Origin of the sequence: Shewanella sp. DNRA4 (assembly GCF_012843185.1) — a bacterium.
Classification (GTDB): domain Bacteria; phylum Pseudomonadota; class Gammaproteobacteria; order Enterobacterales; family Shewanellaceae; genus Shewanella; species Shewanella xiamenensis.
In genome coordinates this window covers 57,501-74,744 of the sequence record NZ_JABAIP010000003.1, presented here as the reverse complement: position 1 = coordinate 74,744, position 17,244 = coordinate 57,501, and the positions used below count along the sequence as shown (strand labels likewise).

The 17,244-nt window shown below is 45.3% G+C and carries 13 protein-coding genes and 1 riboswitch; of the genes, 5 read left to right on the top strand and 8 right to left on the bottom strand.

The window, feature by feature from the left end:
- Nucleotides 1–268 precede the first annotated feature (268 nt).
- Complete coding sequence (locus HG547_RS03960) at nucleotides 269–1,126, bottom strand: PA4780 family RIO1-like protein kinase (protein WP_037421993.1); 858 nt, start codon at nucleotides 1,124–1,126, stop codon at nucleotides 269–271.
- Between the two features lie 626 nt (nucleotides 1,127–1,752).
- On the opposite strand from HG547_RS03960, the gene HG547_RS03955 reads away from it, so the two are divergent.
- Nucleotides 1,753–2,301, top strand: coding sequence for a DUF2799 domain-containing protein (locus tag HG547_RS03955; protein ID WP_037430136.1), 549 nt, complete (start codon nucleotides 1,753–1,755; stop codon nucleotides 2,299–2,301).
- Nucleotides 2,302–2,322: 21 nt separating this feature from the next.
- Here the strand turns inward: HG547_RS03955 and HG547_RS03950 are convergent, their stop codons facing one another.
- Entirely contained in the window at nucleotides 2,323–3,102 is a 780-nt protein-coding gene (locus HG547_RS03950) for a phosphatase PAP2 family protein (protein ID WP_099457466.1), read from the bottom strand.
- Between the two features lie 544 nt (nucleotides 3,103–3,646).
- Nucleotides 3,647–5,050, bottom strand: a complete 1,404-nt coding sequence (gene nrfA, locus HG547_RS03945) for an ammonia-forming nitrite reductase cytochrome c552 subunit (RefSeq protein WP_037421983.1) — start codon at nucleotides 5,048–5,050, stop codon at nucleotides 3,647–3,649.
- Nucleotides 5,051–5,292: 242 nt separating this feature from the next.
- Between nrfA and narQ the strand changes: the two genes are divergently transcribed.
- A complete protein-coding gene (gene narQ / locus HG547_RS03940) occupies nucleotides 5,293–7,089 on the top strand; it encodes a nitrate/nitrite two-component system sensor histidine kinase NarQ (protein WP_169547071.1) in 1,797 nt (598 codons plus the stop codon).
- Complete coding sequence (locus HG547_RS03935) at nucleotides 7,082–7,711, top strand: response regulator (RefSeq protein WP_037421976.1); 630 nt, start codon at nucleotides 7,082–7,084, stop codon at nucleotides 7,709–7,711. Before narQ ends, HG547_RS03935 begins: the two co-directional genes overlap by 8 nt.
- An 88-nt stretch (nucleotides 7,712–7,799) precedes the next feature.
- On the opposite strand, the gene HG547_RS03930 is transcribed toward HG547_RS03935, so the two are convergent.
- Nucleotides 7,800–8,174 carry a YacL family protein gene (locus tag HG547_RS03930; RefSeq protein WP_169547070.1) on the bottom strand — a complete coding sequence of 125 codons (375 nt, stop codon included), beginning with the start codon at nucleotides 8,172–8,174 and terminating at the stop codon, nucleotides 7,800–7,802.
- A 180-nt stretch (nucleotides 8,175–8,354) separates the two neighbouring features.
- Here HG547_RS03930 and HG547_RS03925 point away from each other — a divergent pair, with 180 nt between their 5' ends.
- The gene (locus HG547_RS03925) at nucleotides 8,355–9,320 is read left to right on the top strand and encodes a zinc transporter ZntB (protein ID WP_037421970.1); all 966 of its coding nucleotides are present in this window, start codon (nucleotides 8,355–8,357) and stop codon (nucleotides 9,318–9,320) included.
- Nucleotides 9,321–9,374: 54 nt separating this feature from the next.
- Here HG547_RS03925 and HG547_RS03920 read toward each other — a convergent pair whose 3' ends face one another.
- From HG547_RS03920 to HG547_RS03910, 3 genes are all read right to left on the bottom strand, one after another.
- Nucleotides 9,375–10,490, bottom strand: coding sequence for a succinylglutamate desuccinylase/aspartoacylase family protein (locus HG547_RS03920; RefSeq protein WP_169547069.1), 1,116 nt, complete (start codon nucleotides 10,488–10,490; stop codon nucleotides 9,375–9,377).
- Nucleotide 10,491: 1 nt separating this feature from the next.
- Complete coding sequence (gene lysC, locus HG547_RS03915) at nucleotides 10,492–11,847, bottom strand: lysine-sensitive aspartokinase 3 (protein ID WP_055647859.1); 1,356 nt, start codon at nucleotides 11,845–11,847, stop codon at nucleotides 10,492–10,494.
- A 143-nt stretch (nucleotides 11,848–11,990) separates the two neighbouring features.
- A riboswitch (Lysine riboswitch) is annotated at nucleotides 11,991–12,165 on the bottom strand.
- Between the two features lie 243 nt (nucleotides 12,166–12,408).
- Nucleotides 12,409–12,843 (bottom strand): DUF3293 domain-containing protein, encoded by a 435-nt coding sequence (locus HG547_RS03910; protein ID WP_037430123.1) that lies wholly within the window; start codon nucleotides 12,841–12,843, stop codon nucleotides 12,409–12,411.
- Between the two features lie 582 nt (nucleotides 12,844–13,425).
- Between HG547_RS03910 and arcA the strand changes: the two genes are divergently transcribed.
- A complete protein-coding gene (arcA, locus tag HG547_RS03905; RefSeq protein ID WP_007644695.1) occupies nucleotides 13,426–14,142 on the top strand; it encodes a two-component system response regulator ArcA in 717 nt (238 codons plus the stop codon).
- Between the two features lie 577 nt (nucleotides 14,143–14,719).
- On the opposite strand, the gene HG547_RS03900 is transcribed toward arcA, so the two are convergent.
- Nucleotides 14,720–17,011, bottom strand: coding sequence for a S9 family peptidase (locus HG547_RS03900; RefSeq protein ID WP_169547068.1), 2,292 nt, complete (start codon nucleotides 17,009–17,011; stop codon nucleotides 14,720–14,722).
- Nucleotides 17,012–17,244: the final 233 nt, after the last annotated feature.

The following is a 17,244-nucleotide window of genomic DNA, read 5'->3' as shown; positions in this document are numbered from 1 at the left end:
GCCACGGATGGCTGTGTTATTGGGAAGGTTTCGGCAAGGCTCGAGGGAGTTATCTCCCCCAAAGATTAATATGTTGATAGTGCTCTGTGGCCCATCAACATATTTCTCCCTTTGGTCTTGTCCTTTTATTGAGTGGTTCAATGGAAAGGAAGGGGCATAACGCCTGTGCCAAGGATGGCAATGCCACAGGCTTTAACACTCGCACCAGGCAATTAATCCCAATAAAAAAGACGCTCATAAGGCGTCTATTTTATTGAAGAATATTCTACTAATAATCTTCATTGGCTTCTTGAAGTCGCTGCTTGCGCTCCTGAGCCTCTTCATAGGCAGCTTGAATTTCATCCAAAACAGAACTGACGTCGGCATCGACTAATACTTCAGTAAAATGACCTGTTAACTGCGTATCAGGCTTTAACTGACCAGCTTCAAATAAGGCCCACATTTCTTTCGCGTATTGAGTCTTGAGCAATTCAGGTGCGTACTGGCCATAATATTGCGTCATGTTATTGACATCCCGCTCCAACATCCATTTAGCATGATTATTCGCTGCCGCATCTACCGCTTGGGGTAAATCAATAATGACAGGGCCTTGATCATCGACTAGGACATTAAATTCGGACAAGTCACCATGGACTAAGCCTGCGCAAAGCATACGCTTGACATAAGTCATCACTAAAGCGTGGTCATGTATAGCTTTCTCAGCGCTAAGGCTGACATCATTAAGGCGAGGCGCAACATGACCTTCACTATCGGTGACTAATTCCATGAGTAACACACCATCGTAGCAACCGTAAGGGGTTGGTACTCGCACTCCGGCATCAGCCAAGCGAAACAATGCATCTACCTCAGCGTTTTGCCAGACTTCTTCCATTTGCTCACGGCCAAATTTAGAGCCTTTTTCCATTGCGCGAGCGCGACGGCTATTTCGGACTTTACGCCCCTCTTGGTAAACCACCGCCTGCTTAAAACTACGTTTGTCCGCTTCCTTGTATACTTTAGCGCAGCGAATATCTTCACCACAGCGCACAACGTACACAGTAGCTTCTTTACCGCTCATTAACTGGCTGATGACTTCATCAACCAGTCCTTCATCAACCAGAGGTTGGATTCGTTTAGGAGTTTTCATACCGACCTTATACCTTAGTTAGGCCTAAGATGGAATGTGCCGGGCAAATCTTCATATATAAAGCAGCCTTCTACCAATAATGAATAACAAAATGAGGGTAAGCATACCCGACTTCAGTAAAAACTAAAGCACCTAGCGTAGGAACACAAGAGCAAAAAATGGTGGATTTAAAGCCAATACATTTGCAGAGAACGGCACATTATCTCCTTGATTGCCCCAAACAAATACTTGCTCGCTTCATCAGCAACATGTTAAATCCCACAACCATTAAACACACAACGAGATCACTCTGCCGTAAGTGACGGCGACTTTAAGCCGTTACCCAAGCATTAACTACCTTCAGAATAATCTTAAAATGGTTTTCCACGTTTGTTATGGGGTATCAATGCCTATTTGAGCAAAAATGAGGGGATATCGCCAAAGTGTTACCCCAAGCTATTGAAAGTATTAAATTATCATAAACTCAACCCGTTAGCACTATCCACCTAGTATGTTGTGATAAAGATAGGGTAACCAAGCCAGCTTGGTGCTACTAAATAACCGCACAAAGGGCGAAATATAGCGCTAGATCTCCCCAGTACTAAGCTTTATGCTGATACCACTTTTGCAACTCTTTTGATAATAAAATGCGATACCTAAACTTTGCACTCGCTCTGACAGCCCTCTCCCTCACTCAATGCACGAGTCTTTCACTCGAAGAATGCCGTGATAATGATTGGTACGCCACTGGCTTAGCCGATGGTAACCGCGGTGCTGCTGCGAGTAGGCTCAACCAATATCAACAGGACTGCCGTGAATTTAATCTCAAGGTTGATGCGACGCAATGGCAGCAAGGATATCAACAAGGATTAATGAGTTATTGCTTGCCAGAAAATGGTTACCGTATTGGTTTGGCGGGAGAATATTACTACGGCGTCTGTAATAACAATCAATTTGTTGAACGCTACAATCAAGGACATGAACAATATCTGATTAATAAACGTTTAGCAGAAATAGCCGATCGCTTAAATGCTATTGACAGCGAGATTAGCAGTATCAATAACAAACTAAACAATCTCACCGACAAAGCCGAATTACTAAGGCAAAAAAATATTTTATTGAATGAGAAGAACCATCTTCTGGACGAAAGTTTACGTCTGCGCCATGGAGATATTCGTTTTCAATTTAGGTTCTAATTGAAAAGTTAACCCATATAATCACTTAGAGATGCCTTTTTCGAAAACTTTAGTATCGATAAGGCTGACTTTGTTCGCGACGTTACTGTTTTTAACCTTAGGAACACGTAAGAAAAAACTATAATAAAGCAGGCTTGCTGAGGTCCACGCAATCGCCAAACTCCATAAGTCATGACTTAAAAAATGAGCACCGCGCAGTTCTTGGGCAAAACCAAAAATAGCCCCTAATCCAATCCCAAAGAGTAAGCCAAACTTTGCGTAACGAGGATAGTACTCCTTGAGCACATAATAACTCGCGACCCAAGCAAAACCGCTACTAGAATGTCCTCCAGGAAAGCACTGACCAAACTCAGCCCCTTCTGGTAAGCGTGCAAACAGAGAGCTATGCAACATACGCCCACCAAATTCAATGGCATCCCAAGGGCAAGTCATATGAGTGAAACTCTTACCTAAGCGAACCAACAACACGCTAGCAAGAACACTACAGAATAAATAGATAAAACCTTTACGATAAACACGCAACGTCTCAAGTCGAAAGCTTAGGCCAATGCAAGCAACAACCGCTATGGCGAACAAAATCACCAGATTACGTCCTGTCACATGCAAGATACTTTCGGTAAGCCAATGCCCTCGTAAAGGCCATGAACTGACACCTCCCTGCCAATTGAATAATAGGCTGGCAAAGCGCATATCAGCATGAGTCCATTCAAGCCCCAAAATAATTACCGTAAATACGAGCCATGGAACAAACAAATATCCCTTTGCAAACTGAAGAAATGTCGTCCTAACATTGCTTTTCATATTCTGATGCACTTATTTATCCAATCACCAAAATCATAGCTTCGAGGATAAGGAGAAATTCTTATCAAAAGCTTAAGACATTTTACCGAAAAAATAACAAAAACCTTACAACCCCACAGGTTGAACGCTGATTAAAAACAACTAAGGGATGAAATGATTATAGTGAATCAATAACCATGTGCTTAATGGATGAGCCTCCCATGCCCTAAAACTTCGTACTCCAACTGTCTCAAAAAGTCGGTTATTTACAGATACAACAATCGATAGGAGTAAATCAGGGCGTCACCAACATTGCTGGAAAACTGGCAACAAACCTAAGGACAACGAATAGTTAGGTCACGGACTTTACTGCGGGATAGTGATAGACAAACCGTTAGAGCAAGCTTCATTCAACGTCCAACAGGGCCGTTAAAGATAACGAAATGAGGTTACCAATCTGAGCCCCCATAAGACATAATAGCTGAGCAAAATCGCTAATAAAAAGCCCCCGCAACCTAGATTGTGGGGGCTTTACTATGAGGGGTTAGCTCATATTCAACAATAATTACTTGTAAGTCGCTTCGCGTTTTTTCGCTTCGGCATCCCACTTAGGTAACATGTCTTTTTTGAATGCTTCCTTCTCTGCATTCAGTTTTTCCATGTCCATACCCAGTACCGCCTGAGCTTTCGCTTTAGTCGAAATATCAGGGATAGCGACAGGATCTGTTAAACCTTTTTTCGCTAACAACTGTGCTAACTTAACACGAGCATCGGCGGCTTTATTAACAGATGTACCCAACACTCGTAGCGCTTCTTCAGGAGCGTGAGCCGCAACACCGTGCGAAGCAATGGCTAAATCCCAGCGCCATTGAGCGTGGCGGATGTCAGTCAAAATTGGCTTCATTTCAGCTTCAGTAGCACCTAATTCCCATGCTTTAGCGGCTTCGAAGTGCGCCTTCACTAATTGCTCTTCCGCTTTAAGTTTCATTTCTTTAACTTTAGCTTTGCGCTCATTAGTGACACCCACTAAGAACTCTTTCGTTTGGCTATGGCAAGTTGCACAGGTTTCTTCGAAACGATCGAATGGGTTACCGACTTTATGGTCAGTGAACTTCTTACCTTCAGGGCTAGTCACTTTAGGCATATGACAGTCAACACAACTGACATTATTTTTACCATGAATACCCATCTTCCAAGTTTCGTACTCAGGGTGCTGTGCCTTTAACATTGGTGTTTTAGACAGTGCATGAGTCCAATCAGAGAACTCAATACCATCATAGTAAACTTCCATTTGCTCAACGGTTACGCCCATATCCCAAGGGAATTTCACGAAACCTTTACGGTCGTCTTTCTTCTCGAAATAGTATTCAACGTGACACTGACCGCAAACCATTGATTGCTTGTCTTTCTTGGATGCTTTGTCAAATGGAGTGCCAATAGCCTCCATAGCACGGTCAACATAAGGACGAGAAATACGTAATTTTGGAGAGCCTTTTTCATGGCAATCGCCACAGCCAATAGTATTGGTCACTTCTGGACCACCTTTGGCCCATTTACCTTTGAAGTAACCATCTTCACCTTGCTCTTCGATTAAGCGAGGTACGTCTGGGCTCTTACAGCTCCAACAGGCCATTGGCATTGGGCCATCTTCCGCATTGGCTGGAGCGCCTGTACGCAGAGTATTACGCACATCAGTCACGGCATACATATGGCCGCGAGGTGCGTTGTAATCTTTAGCAAAACCATAGCCCGCCCACAGAATAACCATATTCGGATCCTGTGCTAACGCATCAACAAGCTCTTCACTCTTTGCAGTGTCATGCCAGCTATTATATTGATTTTTAAATTTATCTTTATAAACTTCATTGCGAGGCTCAGTTTTATCACTCGCCATCGCACTCGCCGCCATGAAGCTGGCGGCAACCAATGCACTTAGTGCAAAGGACTTACCTGTCATCTTCTTCATCATCTCATCTCCGTGTTGCATTATTTTAGTGAGTCACGACATCTCCAGGGTCAAAGTTAGTAGCTAAATACTGCTAAAAATATACCTCTTAGGGGGTATCTGAAAGGAAATTTGCGCTAGATCAAAATGTAATAGTGTTGTTGTTCACACTTTTATGTTTTTGTTAATGTAATACATTATTTTCTAATGTAAAAACACGGCTAAAGTAACATTAGCTCAAGCGTCACAAGGTAGGTATTAGACATATGAAACGAGGAAGCCTTACCTCAAAAATTCTGGGTTTAATGTTAGTACTGATTTTGCTTTCTAGCAGCCTAGCGATCTTCGCAATCATCAATTTGTCTTACAGCCTAGGGGATGCAAAAGCCATCAACGCCTCTGGTTCACTGCGGATGCAAAGCTACCGGCTGATGTTCTACGCCAACTCAGGCAGTGAAGCTGCCCAAGAAAAAATCACTGAATTTGAAAATACGCTGCATTCTGAGGCACTACAGCCCTCCACAGGCTGGCTCAGTCAGAAAAGAATCGCCAAGCAATATCAACTTGTTATCGATAAGTGGCTAGTGATGAAATATTACATCGAGCAGGAAAACTCCCGCGACTACGCCGCCTCACTCAAGGACTTTGTCGATACTATTGATTTATTGGTATTGGAGATGGAGCATCATGCCGCTTTTAAGTTGCGCCTTCTCGCGGCGAGCCAAATTTTTGGGCTTGGGCTGATGCTGGTTATCGCCTTTTTAGCGGTGCGCTTTACTAAACGCAAAGTCGTTGTACCCTTGCAACAATTGATGGAGTCCGCCAATACGATTTCTAAGGGTAACTTTGAGATCGAAATGCCCGAAACCGAATATATTGAACTCACGGCTCTGACCGATGCACTGCAAAAAACCGCGCGAGAGCTAGCCACACTCTACGGTAACTTAGAGTCACAAGTGGCCGAAAAAACCTTAGCACTGACACGGGCGAATAATGAACTGGCCTTTTTATACGACACTCTGTTAACACTTAATGCCAATAAGCTGGACTATAAGGCCCTCAAAGCAGCATTAAATCAGCTAAAAGATTATGAGTCGATCGAGTATTTGAGGCTGATTATCCAATACCCTGAGCAGGAGCTCGAAGTCGTAGAAGCCGATGGTGGCTGGCCAGAAGGCGCTCACAACAACATCCGCTTTCCGCTACAATTTGAGCAGGCTGATTTAGGTTATTTAGAGCTTATCTCAACCCAAGATATTAATACTCCGTTGTTTAAAAACTTTGCCATTATGCTTACTCGCTCCATCGTTATTCATAACGCTACCGAACAAAGACAACAGTTAGCCCTAATGGAAGAACGTGGTGTTATTGCAAGGGAATTACATGATTCACTCGGGCAAGTGCTTTCTTTCCTAAAAATCCAAATTAGCTTGCTGCGCAAAAATTTAGATCTTAGCTGCCGCAGTCCTACCATTGAGGGACAACTCACAGAGATCAACGAAGGGGTTAGTACAGCCTATGTACAACTCCGAGAGTTACTATCCACCTTCAGATTAACCATTAAGGAACCCAATCTGAAGAATGCGATGGAAGCAATGCTTGAGCAGCTCAGAGCAAAAACCGATATCAAGATCCACCTCGATTATAAGCTTTCCCCCCAATGGCTAGAGGCGAAACAACATATCCATATTTTGCAGATCACCCGAGAAGCAACGCTCAACGCTATCAAACATGCCCGCGCTAGCCATATCAATATTCGCTGTTATAAAGATGAGCATGGTATGGTTAATATCAGTGTAAGTGATGATGGTGTAGGCATTGGCCATATTAAAGAACGGGATCAGCACTTCGGCATAGGCATCATGCATGAACGTGCCAGCAAATTAGGCGGCACGGTTGTATTTAGCAGCAATGATCCGCAAACTAGTCGCAAAGGAATTACTGGACAGCTCGAGCCAGAAAATCCAGACTCGCCCCTTGAACCCCATAGCACATCCAATTTATCACAGGGCACCAAAGTCACTTTAATCTTCCCTTCTCAACAGGAGCCTACACATGGGTAAACCTTATTCTGTTCTGGTGGTCGATGATCACCCTCTCTTACGTAAAGGTATCTGTCAATTGATCGCCTCAGATCCAGACTTTAACCTCTTCGGTGAAGTGGGTAGTGGTTTAGATGCTTTAAGCGCCGTAGTAACTGATGAACCTGACATCGTCTTGCTCGATCTCAATATGAAGGGAATGACTGGCCTCGATACCCTCAATGCCATGCGCCAAGAAGGCGTGACTTCACGAATCGTGATCTTAACCGTTTCAGATGCCAAACAAGATGTTATTCGCCTATTACGTGCGGGAGCTGACGGTTACTTACTCAAAGATACCGAGCCAGATTTGCTGCTCGATAAACTCAAAAATGCCATGTCAGGCCACAGAGTGATCAGCGAAGAAGTTGAAGAATATCTCTATGAACTCAAAAATGCCGCCGATGAACAAGAATGGATTTCAAGCCTCACCCCAAGGGAGCTACAGATCCTGCAACAACTGGCGGAAGGATTAAGTAATCGTATGATTTCAGAGCATTTACACATCAGTGAAGGCACTGTGAAAGTGCATGTCAAAAACCTGTTGCGTAAAGCTAATGCCAAGTCGAGAACCGAAATGGCGGTAAGATATTTGAACAATTGATATTGGATAAGTGATAGACTTACTCCATTAAATAATAAAGGCAATCAATAGATTGCCTTTATTATTTGTTGATATTCACAGCGAGCGGTTATAGCCCTTTTTGCACAAATTCATACCAACTAAGTAGCGCTTCTTCTAAATCTTCTAGCCCACAGTAAGCCTCAGATTCAGCATCATAGAGGGACATCGCCTCTTCGAGTTCATAATCCTGCTCAAATCCTAAAGCATTAGCGTAAATTCGTGCCTGCTCCTCATCCAGATCTAAGGTAATATCTTTGCCGATAAAACGCCAAGAAACTCGCTTACCTGTTTGAATTTCTTTGATAATATCGAGCACTTGCTGAATTTTGGCTAACTCAGGCCCCAACTCTTCTGAAAACCATTGGCCCAGTACCTCATGGTCCATGCTAAAGCTGGCTAAATACATGCCAGTCAAACTGTTACGCCGAAATTCATATTCCATTTTATCTTCTCAATACATTACAACTAAGGCTAATTTTAATCTATTTCATCATAAGTTGCTTGGCCAGCAATTTACTCATCTAGCGCTGAAGTTATTGTGAGAGGAAACGACGCTAGGCTTCATTTCCACTGTAAAATCAGTTAGCTTTACCCGATGATTTAGCATGAGATGGAATGTGACATGCACGAAGGATTTATCTATAGCATAGTGCTTAGCGGCGCACGAGCTGGCTCAACCTTAAGCCCAGAACAACTTGAAAATTGGGACCCTAAGGACGGGTTGATTTGGGTACACCTACGTTATCGCCACAAAAAGGCTCGCCATTGGGTGTTAAACAGCGGTCTTAATAAAGTCGAAACCGATGCCCTGCTCGCCCAAGATACTCGCCCTCGAGCCGTATTGGCAGGGGAAGGTGTATTACTGGCACTGCGCGGTATTAACTTAAATCCAAACTCAGCACCTGAAGATATGGTCGCCGTGCGAATTTACGCCGATAGACAGCGCATTATTTCCACCTGTGATCGCGAGTTGCAATCGGTTAAAGATGTGGCAGAACTGATCATGGAAGGCACAGGCCCCACCACCACAGGAGATTTTCTCCTCGCCATTTGTGAAAAACTGACTACACGTAAAGTCGATTTTATCGATACGCTAGAGGAGCAACTTTCAGAATTAGAAGAACAAGTTGTTTCTGGCAATGTTAAAGATTTACGTACTGATATTGCCGAACTACGCCGACAAACCGTAGCCTTGCGCCGCTATTTAGGCCCACAGAAAGAAGCCTTCACTAAGATGCTGTCCGATCAATTTGTGCTGTTTAATGAGCCCGAAAAACTTAAGATGCGCGAAACCACGGATAAGCTTATTCGCACAATTGAAGACTTAGATGCACTGCGTGATAGGGCCAATGTGACCCAGGAAGAATTACTCAGCCAGCAATCGGAGCAGCTAAACAAGCGCTTGTATTTCTTATCCTTAGTCTCGGCAATTTTCTTGCCTCTGGGCTTTTTAACCGGTTTGCTTGGGGTCAATATCGGCGGTATTCCCGGTGCGGATAACGCATGGGCTTTTGCGACCTTCTGCGGTATTTTAATATCGCTGGTTGCCCTGCAAATGGCGCTATTCTATCGCTTTAAGTGGTTGTAGACTGTAATAAAAAACGCCAATCTCGAGATTGGCGTTTTGTTTTGCAAATTGCCGTTAATACGGCAATTCAAACAGATTGGTCATGACTTTATAGAGCTCTGTGCCTTGATGCACCGACGCCGAGGCAAAATGGAGTATAGGCACACAATCCTGGGGTAAACTGAGTGCAGTCAGCTCCTGCGCACTGCCATATAAGTCGAGTCGCAGCAGATTGACTAAGGTCTCACCCGCCGCAAGCGGCTCTCCCACGGGCGCCACATATTCCACCAAGCCCGCCATAGGCGCATGGTACTTTTTGTAATCCTTAAGATAACAGCCAAAACGCGGCATCTTAACGGGTTCCACTTGCTCGGCAATCACCCCTCGATGGCTTAAATAGGCCAAAATGCCTTTAGCATCGACTAAAGCATCCTCAAGGCAAATGCGTTCTTGGCTCGCCAGTTCCAAGGTAAAAGCTGAAACGGCAATATTGAGATCCCGCCCCTGCGCTTTCGCCACTTCACTCAATTGCCACCAAGGACAAAATGCCGCCTCATCCATTGAGCCACCAAAACTATTGGGGATCACCAATGTGTAAGGAATCGTGAAAAACTGCGCCGCTGCAATATCATATTCAGGGCAATACAAATGTTTACAGGATTTAGGCCCAGTATGCAGATCGAGCACTATATCCGCTGCATGGGCCATAGCCTGTAAGCTAACCGCCAATCTGTGGCCCGTGGTCACGCCCCAATCGTTACGTAACCGCTGCAGGCAAGCTTCAATCAAGGTGCTGCGATATGCTTGAATAAGTTCGCTATCGCTAAGCTCAGCATGTTCACTGTACCAAGCGGGTAAATCTATCGCGTGATTTAAGTACTCACGATTCCAGTTTACGCCAGTGATAGGGTCAAAACGCCCCAGTGTAAACTCACCGCTTTTTTGATTAATCCCCAGCGGATTAGCCAAGGGCACTAAGGTAATTTCCCCTAAGATGTCGCAATTTTCCAACTGCTTCATCAATTGATAAATCACCGCATTGCCTTGCACCTCAGCACCATGGACATTAGCCTGAATATACACTTTAGGGCCAGATACATGACCACTTGGCTTAAAGTGATAAATCGGCAGCGTCAGAGCCTGCCCTGCGGCAAGCTCCCCAATTTGCAGAGACGATGTTGTCGGCAACATACTAAACGCCTTCAAACAAATTTTCGTGCAACGCTTTAACCACTTGTGCCGCTTCGGATTCGGCCACTAACACACACAAGTTATGCGGGCTGGCGCCTTGGCAGATCATGCGCACATTATGGGGTTCGAGCACTTCAAACACGCGGCGACAAATACCCGCAGTCGTAGCGATGCGATTACCGATAATCGCCACCAATGCTAAACCATCCTCCACACGCACGCGGCAATGTTGCGATAATTCTTGCAGCAACGCTTCACTTAATAAACCTTGCCCGCTTGAATCGGAGCCGGTTTTATCTAGAGTGAGCGATACGTTAACTTCGGAGGTGGTGATCAAATCCACACTGATCTTGTGTCTTGCCAATGTGGCAAAGGTTTCAGCCAAGAAGCCCTGCGCATGCAGCATTTGTAGGCTGTGCAGATTGAGTAGCGTTTGGTCGCGGCGCAGCGCCACCGCGCGGAACACGGGTGCATCTTCAACCTGATGGCGGATCCAAGTGCCACCTTTTTCAGGCTCCTTGCTTGAACCGACAAACACTTGAATTTGTTGGCGCACGGCCGGAAGAATCGTCGCAGGATGTAATACTTTAGCACCAAAGGTCGCCATTTCGGCGGCTTCGTTAAAGCTGATTTCGGCAATCGGATGGGCATTTGGCGCGAGGCGCGGATCGGTCGTATAAATCCCGGCCACATCGGTCCAAATCTCAACCGCTGAGGCTTTTAAGGCTTCGGCTAACAGTGCCGCAGAATAGTCGCTACCGCCACGGCCGAGAGTTGTGGTTTGCCCCGCTTCATCGGAGCCAATAAAGCCTTGAGTCACAATCACTTGCTCAGATAGCAATGGCTGTAAGTGTTCACGGGATAACACTGCAATTTGCTCAACCTGTGGCTCGGCGCGGCCAAAATGGCTGTCGGTGCGCAACACACGGCGCACATCGAAGGCACTTGAGTTGGCGCCTTTTTCGCGCAATACCGCCGCAAATAATGCCGACGAACACTGCTCGCCAAGGGACAATAACTCATCCATGGTGGCCTTACTGCGCTGGGACGCCAGCGCTTCGCTTAATACCGCCATACGGCTTAACAGCTTATCTAACGCGGCAGCAACATCATTAGGGCGACCGAGTTTATCTAAGATAGCGTATTGAATCTGCGCAATTTGCTTTAATCGTTGTAAGCGACCATCGTCGTTAATTGACTCTTGGGTCAGTTCAACCAACAGGTTAGTCACGCCACTAGAGGCGCTAACCACCACTAAACGGCAATCGGGATTACCCAGTACAATCTCGGCGCAGCGATTCATTGCACCGTAATCGGCGACTGAAGTACCACCAAACTTTGCGACAACAAGGGACATTAGCGCACCTCCGCAGAAGCAGAATACACGGCACAAACAAGGATAAGATATTGATTAACTAACATGATTACGCTCCGAACTAACTTCGTTCGAAGAGCCTGGTGCTCAATGATACGCACCCCAATAGAAGGGAAACAGCAATCGTCACCAGAAGCTCTCCACCAATTACAGGTGACAATCGTTAGGATTCAGCCTAAGCGACCGACATAAACATGCAGCAACCATATCTATGCCTCGGCGTTAATCTCCCTCATCAATCATCGCTGGAGTTTGTGCTCCTCTGACTGACTACCTAGTTAACGCTCCTCTTCTGTTCCTTTCCGCCGGAAAGGGACGAAAAAAGTAGCAATAAACCCCTAATGAAGTCAATGCTAATTTCACACACTATATACAAATTCAATAAACGCATTTAAAAACAATGGGAATTTAAAACGTTTGCGACTCATGCCAAACGAGAATAGGGAAAAATCAATCAGATCTAGCAAAGAAGAAAAACAAACTAGCCTTGCCGTGAGATCAGCAAAGCTTAGCCAGAGGAGCGATTAAAAGCGTCAATCGCGGTTAGGTGACCAAGTCCGGTAGCTCATAAACCAAACGCACATAGTCGTTAAATCGACCTAAACACACCTCTGTTTGCCCGGCTAATGTACAAGGCACTAAACTCACCTCGCCCTGTTCCACCATGTAGATAGCGTATTGATTAAACTTTTTCCCCAACTGCAAGGCCATGCTGCGATCAATAAACACGGCCCAGCTCTTCTCCATATGGGATAAATCTGGCGATGCCCCAATCAGTGCACGATAGGGACTGCCTAATAATTCAATTTCACGTAGAAGTTGGCGGTCGAGTAATCGGTTTTGGCTGGGAGTGAGGAGGGTTGAAGCGGGATTATGGGCGGTAATTACAGCAAAGGAAAAATCACAGGATAATGCTTGAGTAAGCAAAAACAACGGCGTTTGATAATGCTGCCACAAATCTTGAGTCATGTTGTCCATTGGTAGTCTAGTCGAAAAATGAACCCGCGCTAGTTTAACAGAGAGCCTAAAAAATCCAAAGAGGCGTGAACTGGCTCACAAGAATTAAAAATACATTAGTTATACTAATCAATGACTAAAGTAAATATCATGGTAAATCAGCGTCTCAGCCTGAAATTTGTTAACATTTCATTTGTTAACAAATGCCTAAAACGAGTACAATGTCGTCATTGGCCAGTTAAGCAGATAACATTAAGTTTGCTTAATCTTGACAAGGGTTTGTTAGATTCCTCTGCGAAATCACCTTATGCTGGCCAGACATCTTTTAAAATGTGTTCTACATTTGATTTATCATTTAAACATTTTAAAAAAAACAATAGTTAAGGAACTATTTTTAACTATTGCTTATCGAAGTTGATACTGGTTACGTTTTATCGTATTACACTTTAAACGTTCACTTATATACATCCTGACGTGTAGCCGTGAAGATCTTCCCTTTGAAGCACAGAGCAGTAAGTGGAAGTATCAACATTTTATGAATATAAGAATCCGATGTAAGTGATTCTTATGGTTAGAATATTGGTTAAAATTTAGGTACTTAATATGCAAAATCCGCACATTCTGATCGTTGAAGATGAAGCCGTTACCCGTAACACGCTAAGAAGTATTTTCGAGGCAGAAGGGTATGTGGTAACTGAGGCCAATGATGGCGCAGAAATGCATAAGGCTATGCAGGAAAACAAAATTAACCTCGTGGTTATGGACATTAACCTACCAGGTAAAAACGGTCTGTTGTTGGCACGTGAATTACGTGAAATCAACAACATCGGTCTGATCTTCTTAACAGGCCGTGACAACGAAGTCGACAAAATCCTTGGACTTGAAATTGGCGCGGACGATTATATTACCAAGCCGTTCAATCCTCGTGAATTGACGATTCGTGCTCGCAACCTTCTGACTCGTGTTAATAGCGCAGGCAATGAAGTCGAAGAAAAGAGCTCTGTAGAATACTATCGTTTTAACGATTGGAGCCTAGAGATCAACAGCCGTTCTCTCGTCAGCCCACAGGGTGAATCTTACAAACTGCCACGTAGCGAATTCCGCGCTATGCTGCACTTTGTTGAAAACCCAGGCAAAATCTTAACTCGTGCCGATCTACTGATGAAGATGACTGGCCGTGAGTTAAAGCCACACGACCGTACTGTTGACGTGACTATCCGTCGTATTCGTAAGCACTTCGAAAGCTTGCCAGATACGCCAGAAATCATCGCTACCATTCACGGTGAAGGCTACCGTTTCTGCGGTAACTTAGAAGACTAATCTTCAACTTACCGTTTGAACGCCATAAAAAACCAGATCCTAGGATCTGGTTTTTTTATCTCTGCAAAAAAGGTTTTAGCTGTACGAAATAATACCAATCACATTAAATATCTAATCAGTTCAGAGCCTCACAGGCATTTCAATCCAAGGCGCATTGACGCAGAAATGGTCATTCCCTTTTAAGTCAATGCAACACCGGAGTGGGATGTCTGTGTGGCTCCCAAAGGGCGGGTTTCAACGCGCTTTATACTGCGTTTAAGGCTTTCGACAGAGCACCACTATGCCTTCAAGCCTTCGCCTTGTCTAAAGCGCGTTGAATTCCCGCTGAATGAACAGATATTTAATACGATTGGTATAAACAAACTGGAAATCCAAAATACAACTCAGTGAACTGGAATATTGAGCGCCAGATAAGTATTGAGTGTGTTGTGATTAAACTAAGCAGCGTACTGTTAAATAAATAGGCTTAACTCAGAATCATACAAAATAAAAAAGAGTGAGGACGTTACCCCACTCTTTTAAAAACGCCACTCTGGCATAAATGCCAGTCTGATATAAATGCCAACCTAAAGCTGAGTTATTTGCCGCTTTTAAGCTGTCTATCGAGGAAATCCGCCAGCGAGCGGTATAAGTGATTACGCACTTTCTCACCGCGCATCGAATGCTTAGACCCCGGATAATCAATCATCTGGAATAATTTACCTTCGTCCTGCAACGCCTTATACACGCGAGTACTGTTTTCAAACAACACGTTATCGTCCGCCATACCGTGGTACATCAATAACCCCGACTGATAGTTTTTCACATAGGGGAACACGCTACTGGCTTCGTAACCTTGTTCATTATTCGCAGGATGGGCGAGATAACGTTCGGTGTAGTGAGTGTCGTACAAGCGCCAATCGGTGACGGGCGCGCCCGAAATCGCCGCCTTAAAGTAATCCGGCGCCTTAAACAAACTCATCAAGGCCATATAACCGCCGTAGCTGTGGCCATAAATCGCCACATTGTTGCTATCGACAAAGGGCAAGCTGCGCAGATAATCGACGCCAACCTTTTGGTCGTTCACTTCCGCTTCGCCCAAGTGACGGTAAATCACCTGTTCGAACTTAGTGCCTCTGTGGGCACTGCCACGGTTATCCAGTTGAAATACCACATAACCTTGCTGCACTAAGTATTGGGTAAAGTAATCCTGCTCACTCCAGCTATTCGTTACCAATTGCGCATGTGGGCCGCCATAAACACGCACCACCACGGGGTACTTTTTGCTCGCATCGAAGGGCACAGGTTTAAAGAGGCGCGTTTGCAAGATTTGCCCATCTTCCGCCTTAAGTTCTTTAAACTCAGGCTGTTGCCACAGGCCTGCATAGTCATACAAAGGATGACCTACTTTGACTTGGTTTTGCTCCACCCACGCCAGATGTTGGCCCTTATCGCCGTGCAAACTGATCTGCGGCGGCTGAGATAAGCTATTGAAATAATCCAGATACACGCTTTGATTATCGGCAAATACCGGATCGTGCATCCCAGCCTCGCTGCTCACGCGCTCAACTTTGCCACCCGCTAACGGCACACGGTAAAGGTGTTTTTCGATTGGGGTATCTTTACGGCCAGTGAAGTACACCCAACCTGCGGTTTCATCAATATATTCCAGCTCATCGACAGCCCAATTGCCCTCGGTCAGTTGCGTCTTCAGCTTACCTTTTAGGTCAAACAAATACAGATGATTAAAGCCGTCACGCTCCGAGGCCCAAATAAACGCCGATTGTTGCTTTAAGAAGTGCAGGTCATTGTTAAGATTCACCCAAGCATCGCTGCGCTCTTTGACTAAGGTTTTCGGCTTGGTCAGCGCATCGAGCGCCACCAGTTGCAGGTCTAATTTTTGTTGATCGCGGCTCTGCCACTGGAAGGATAAATGCTTGCTATCCGGCAACCAATCGACGCGAGGCAGGTAAATATCCTTGTTTTTATCATCGCTTAAGGTGACCCAATTGATGGCTTTATTATTCAGGGTCACAACGCCCAGTTGGATCTCGACATTGTTTTTGCCCGCCGCCGGATAACGCTGCTCGGTAAGCTTAATGCCATCGGCGTAGATTTCATTGCGAGTAACTAACTCGACGCCTGACTCATCGATACGGGTAAAGGCGATGGCCGACTCATCGGGCGCCCACCAGTAACCCGTCATGCGGCTCATTTCTTCCTGCGCCACAAATTCCGCCATGGCATTTTTAATCGCGCCGCCACCGTCAGTGGTCATGGCCTCAAGCTTTTTAGTCGCTAAATTGAGCACATACAAATTTTGGTCCCGCACGAAGGATACAAAGTTACCCTTGGGCGATAGGCGCGCATCGGTGGCAAAGCCCTCGCCTATCGGCAGTTGGCTAACGCTGTTATCCGCTAAGGAGAAGTAATACAGATTACCCGAGGCAGGGATCAACAGCGCCTTGCTATCGTCCACCCAGAAATATTCCATAATGCCGTCGCCATAAATACGTTGGCGCTCGCGGCGGGCCTTTTCTTCATCGGACAGTTCATTGCTCGCCAACTTATCGGCATTCAGCAACAGGCTAGATTCGCCCGTCTTCACGTCCATCTGCCAGAGATCGTAAAAGTTTTGGTTATCTTTACGTCCCGCAATATAGGTCACCCTTTGGCCATCGGGGGATAACTTTAATCCACGGGGACTCGTACCCGCCAAGGCAGGAGACGCATTCATGCGCTCGATAGTCAGCGGCGTTGTGCCGCCCTCAAGTGCATAGGCGGGGGTAAATATCGCGCTAGAAACCATGGCCAGTTGACTCGCTATCAGTAGGGATGAGACGCCCAATGTCACCGAGCGCAGGGAAGAAGCTAACCCATTTTTAGTCATTATTATTCCTTGGAAGCATATTCGCCTTTAGGTGGCGATGAAAAACTGCCGCCATTGTGCCAAGGCACAGCCTAAATAAAAAGCGCAGGCAATATACAGATACAAATTAGCAGGCAAACTCCTTAAGTTAGCTGAATTTTCAAGATAACCCACTCAGTCTGACACAAAGGGATAGCCCTCTTGGCTTAAATTGATTAAAACCCGCAGCAACATCGCTGAAATTGTCGACTAAC

Bases quoted from the DNA above. Each gene is read 5' to 3' on its own strand.
- lysC (WP_055647859.1), bottom strand. From the start codon at position 11,847: ATGTCCCTTGTTGTCGCAAAGTTTGGTGGTACTTCAGTCGCCGATTAC.
- HG547_RS03955 (WP_037430136.1), top strand. From the start codon at position 1,753: ATGCGATACCTAAACTTTGCACTCGCTCTGACAGCCCTCTCCCTCACT.
- HG547_RS03900 (WP_169547068.1), bottom strand. From the start codon at position 17,011: ATGACTAAAAATGGGTTAGCTTCTTCCCTGCGCTCGGTGACATTGGGC.
- HG547_RS03935 (WP_037421976.1), top strand. From the start codon at position 7,082: ATGGGTAAACCTTATTCTGTTCTGGTGGTCGATGATCACCCTCTCTTA.
- arcA (WP_007644695.1), top strand. From the start codon at position 13,426: ATGCAAAATCCGCACATTCTGATCGTTGAAGATGAAGCCGTTACCCGT.
- narQ (WP_169547071.1), top strand. From the start codon at position 5,293: ATGAAACGAGGAAGCCTTACCTCAAAAATTCTGGGTTTAATGTTAGTA.
- HG547_RS03960 (WP_037421993.1), bottom strand. From the start codon at position 1,126: ATGAAAACTCCTAAACGAATCCAACCTCTGGTTGATGAAGGACTGGTT.
- HG547_RS03930 (WP_169547070.1), bottom strand. From the start codon at position 8,174: ATGGAATATGAATTTCGGCGTAACAGTTTGACTGGCATGTATTTAGCC.
- HG547_RS03950 (WP_099457466.1), bottom strand. From the start codon at position 3,102: ATGAAAAGCAATGTTAGGACGACATTTCTTCAGTTTGCAAAGGGATAT.
- HG547_RS03925 (WP_037421970.1), top strand. From the start codon at position 8,355: ATGCACGAAGGATTTATCTATAGCATAGTGCTTAGCGGCGCACGAGCT.
- HG547_RS03920 (WP_169547069.1), bottom strand. From the start codon at position 10,490: ATGTTGCCGACAACATCGTCTCTGCAAATTGGGGAGCTTGCCGCAGGG.
- HG547_RS03910 (WP_037430123.1), bottom strand. From the start codon at position 12,843: ATGGACAACATGACTCAAGATTTGTGGCAGCATTATCAAACGCCGTTG.
- nrfA (WP_037421983.1), bottom strand. From the start codon at position 5,050: ATGATGAAGAAGATGACAGGTAAGTCCTTTGCACTAAGTGCATTGGTT.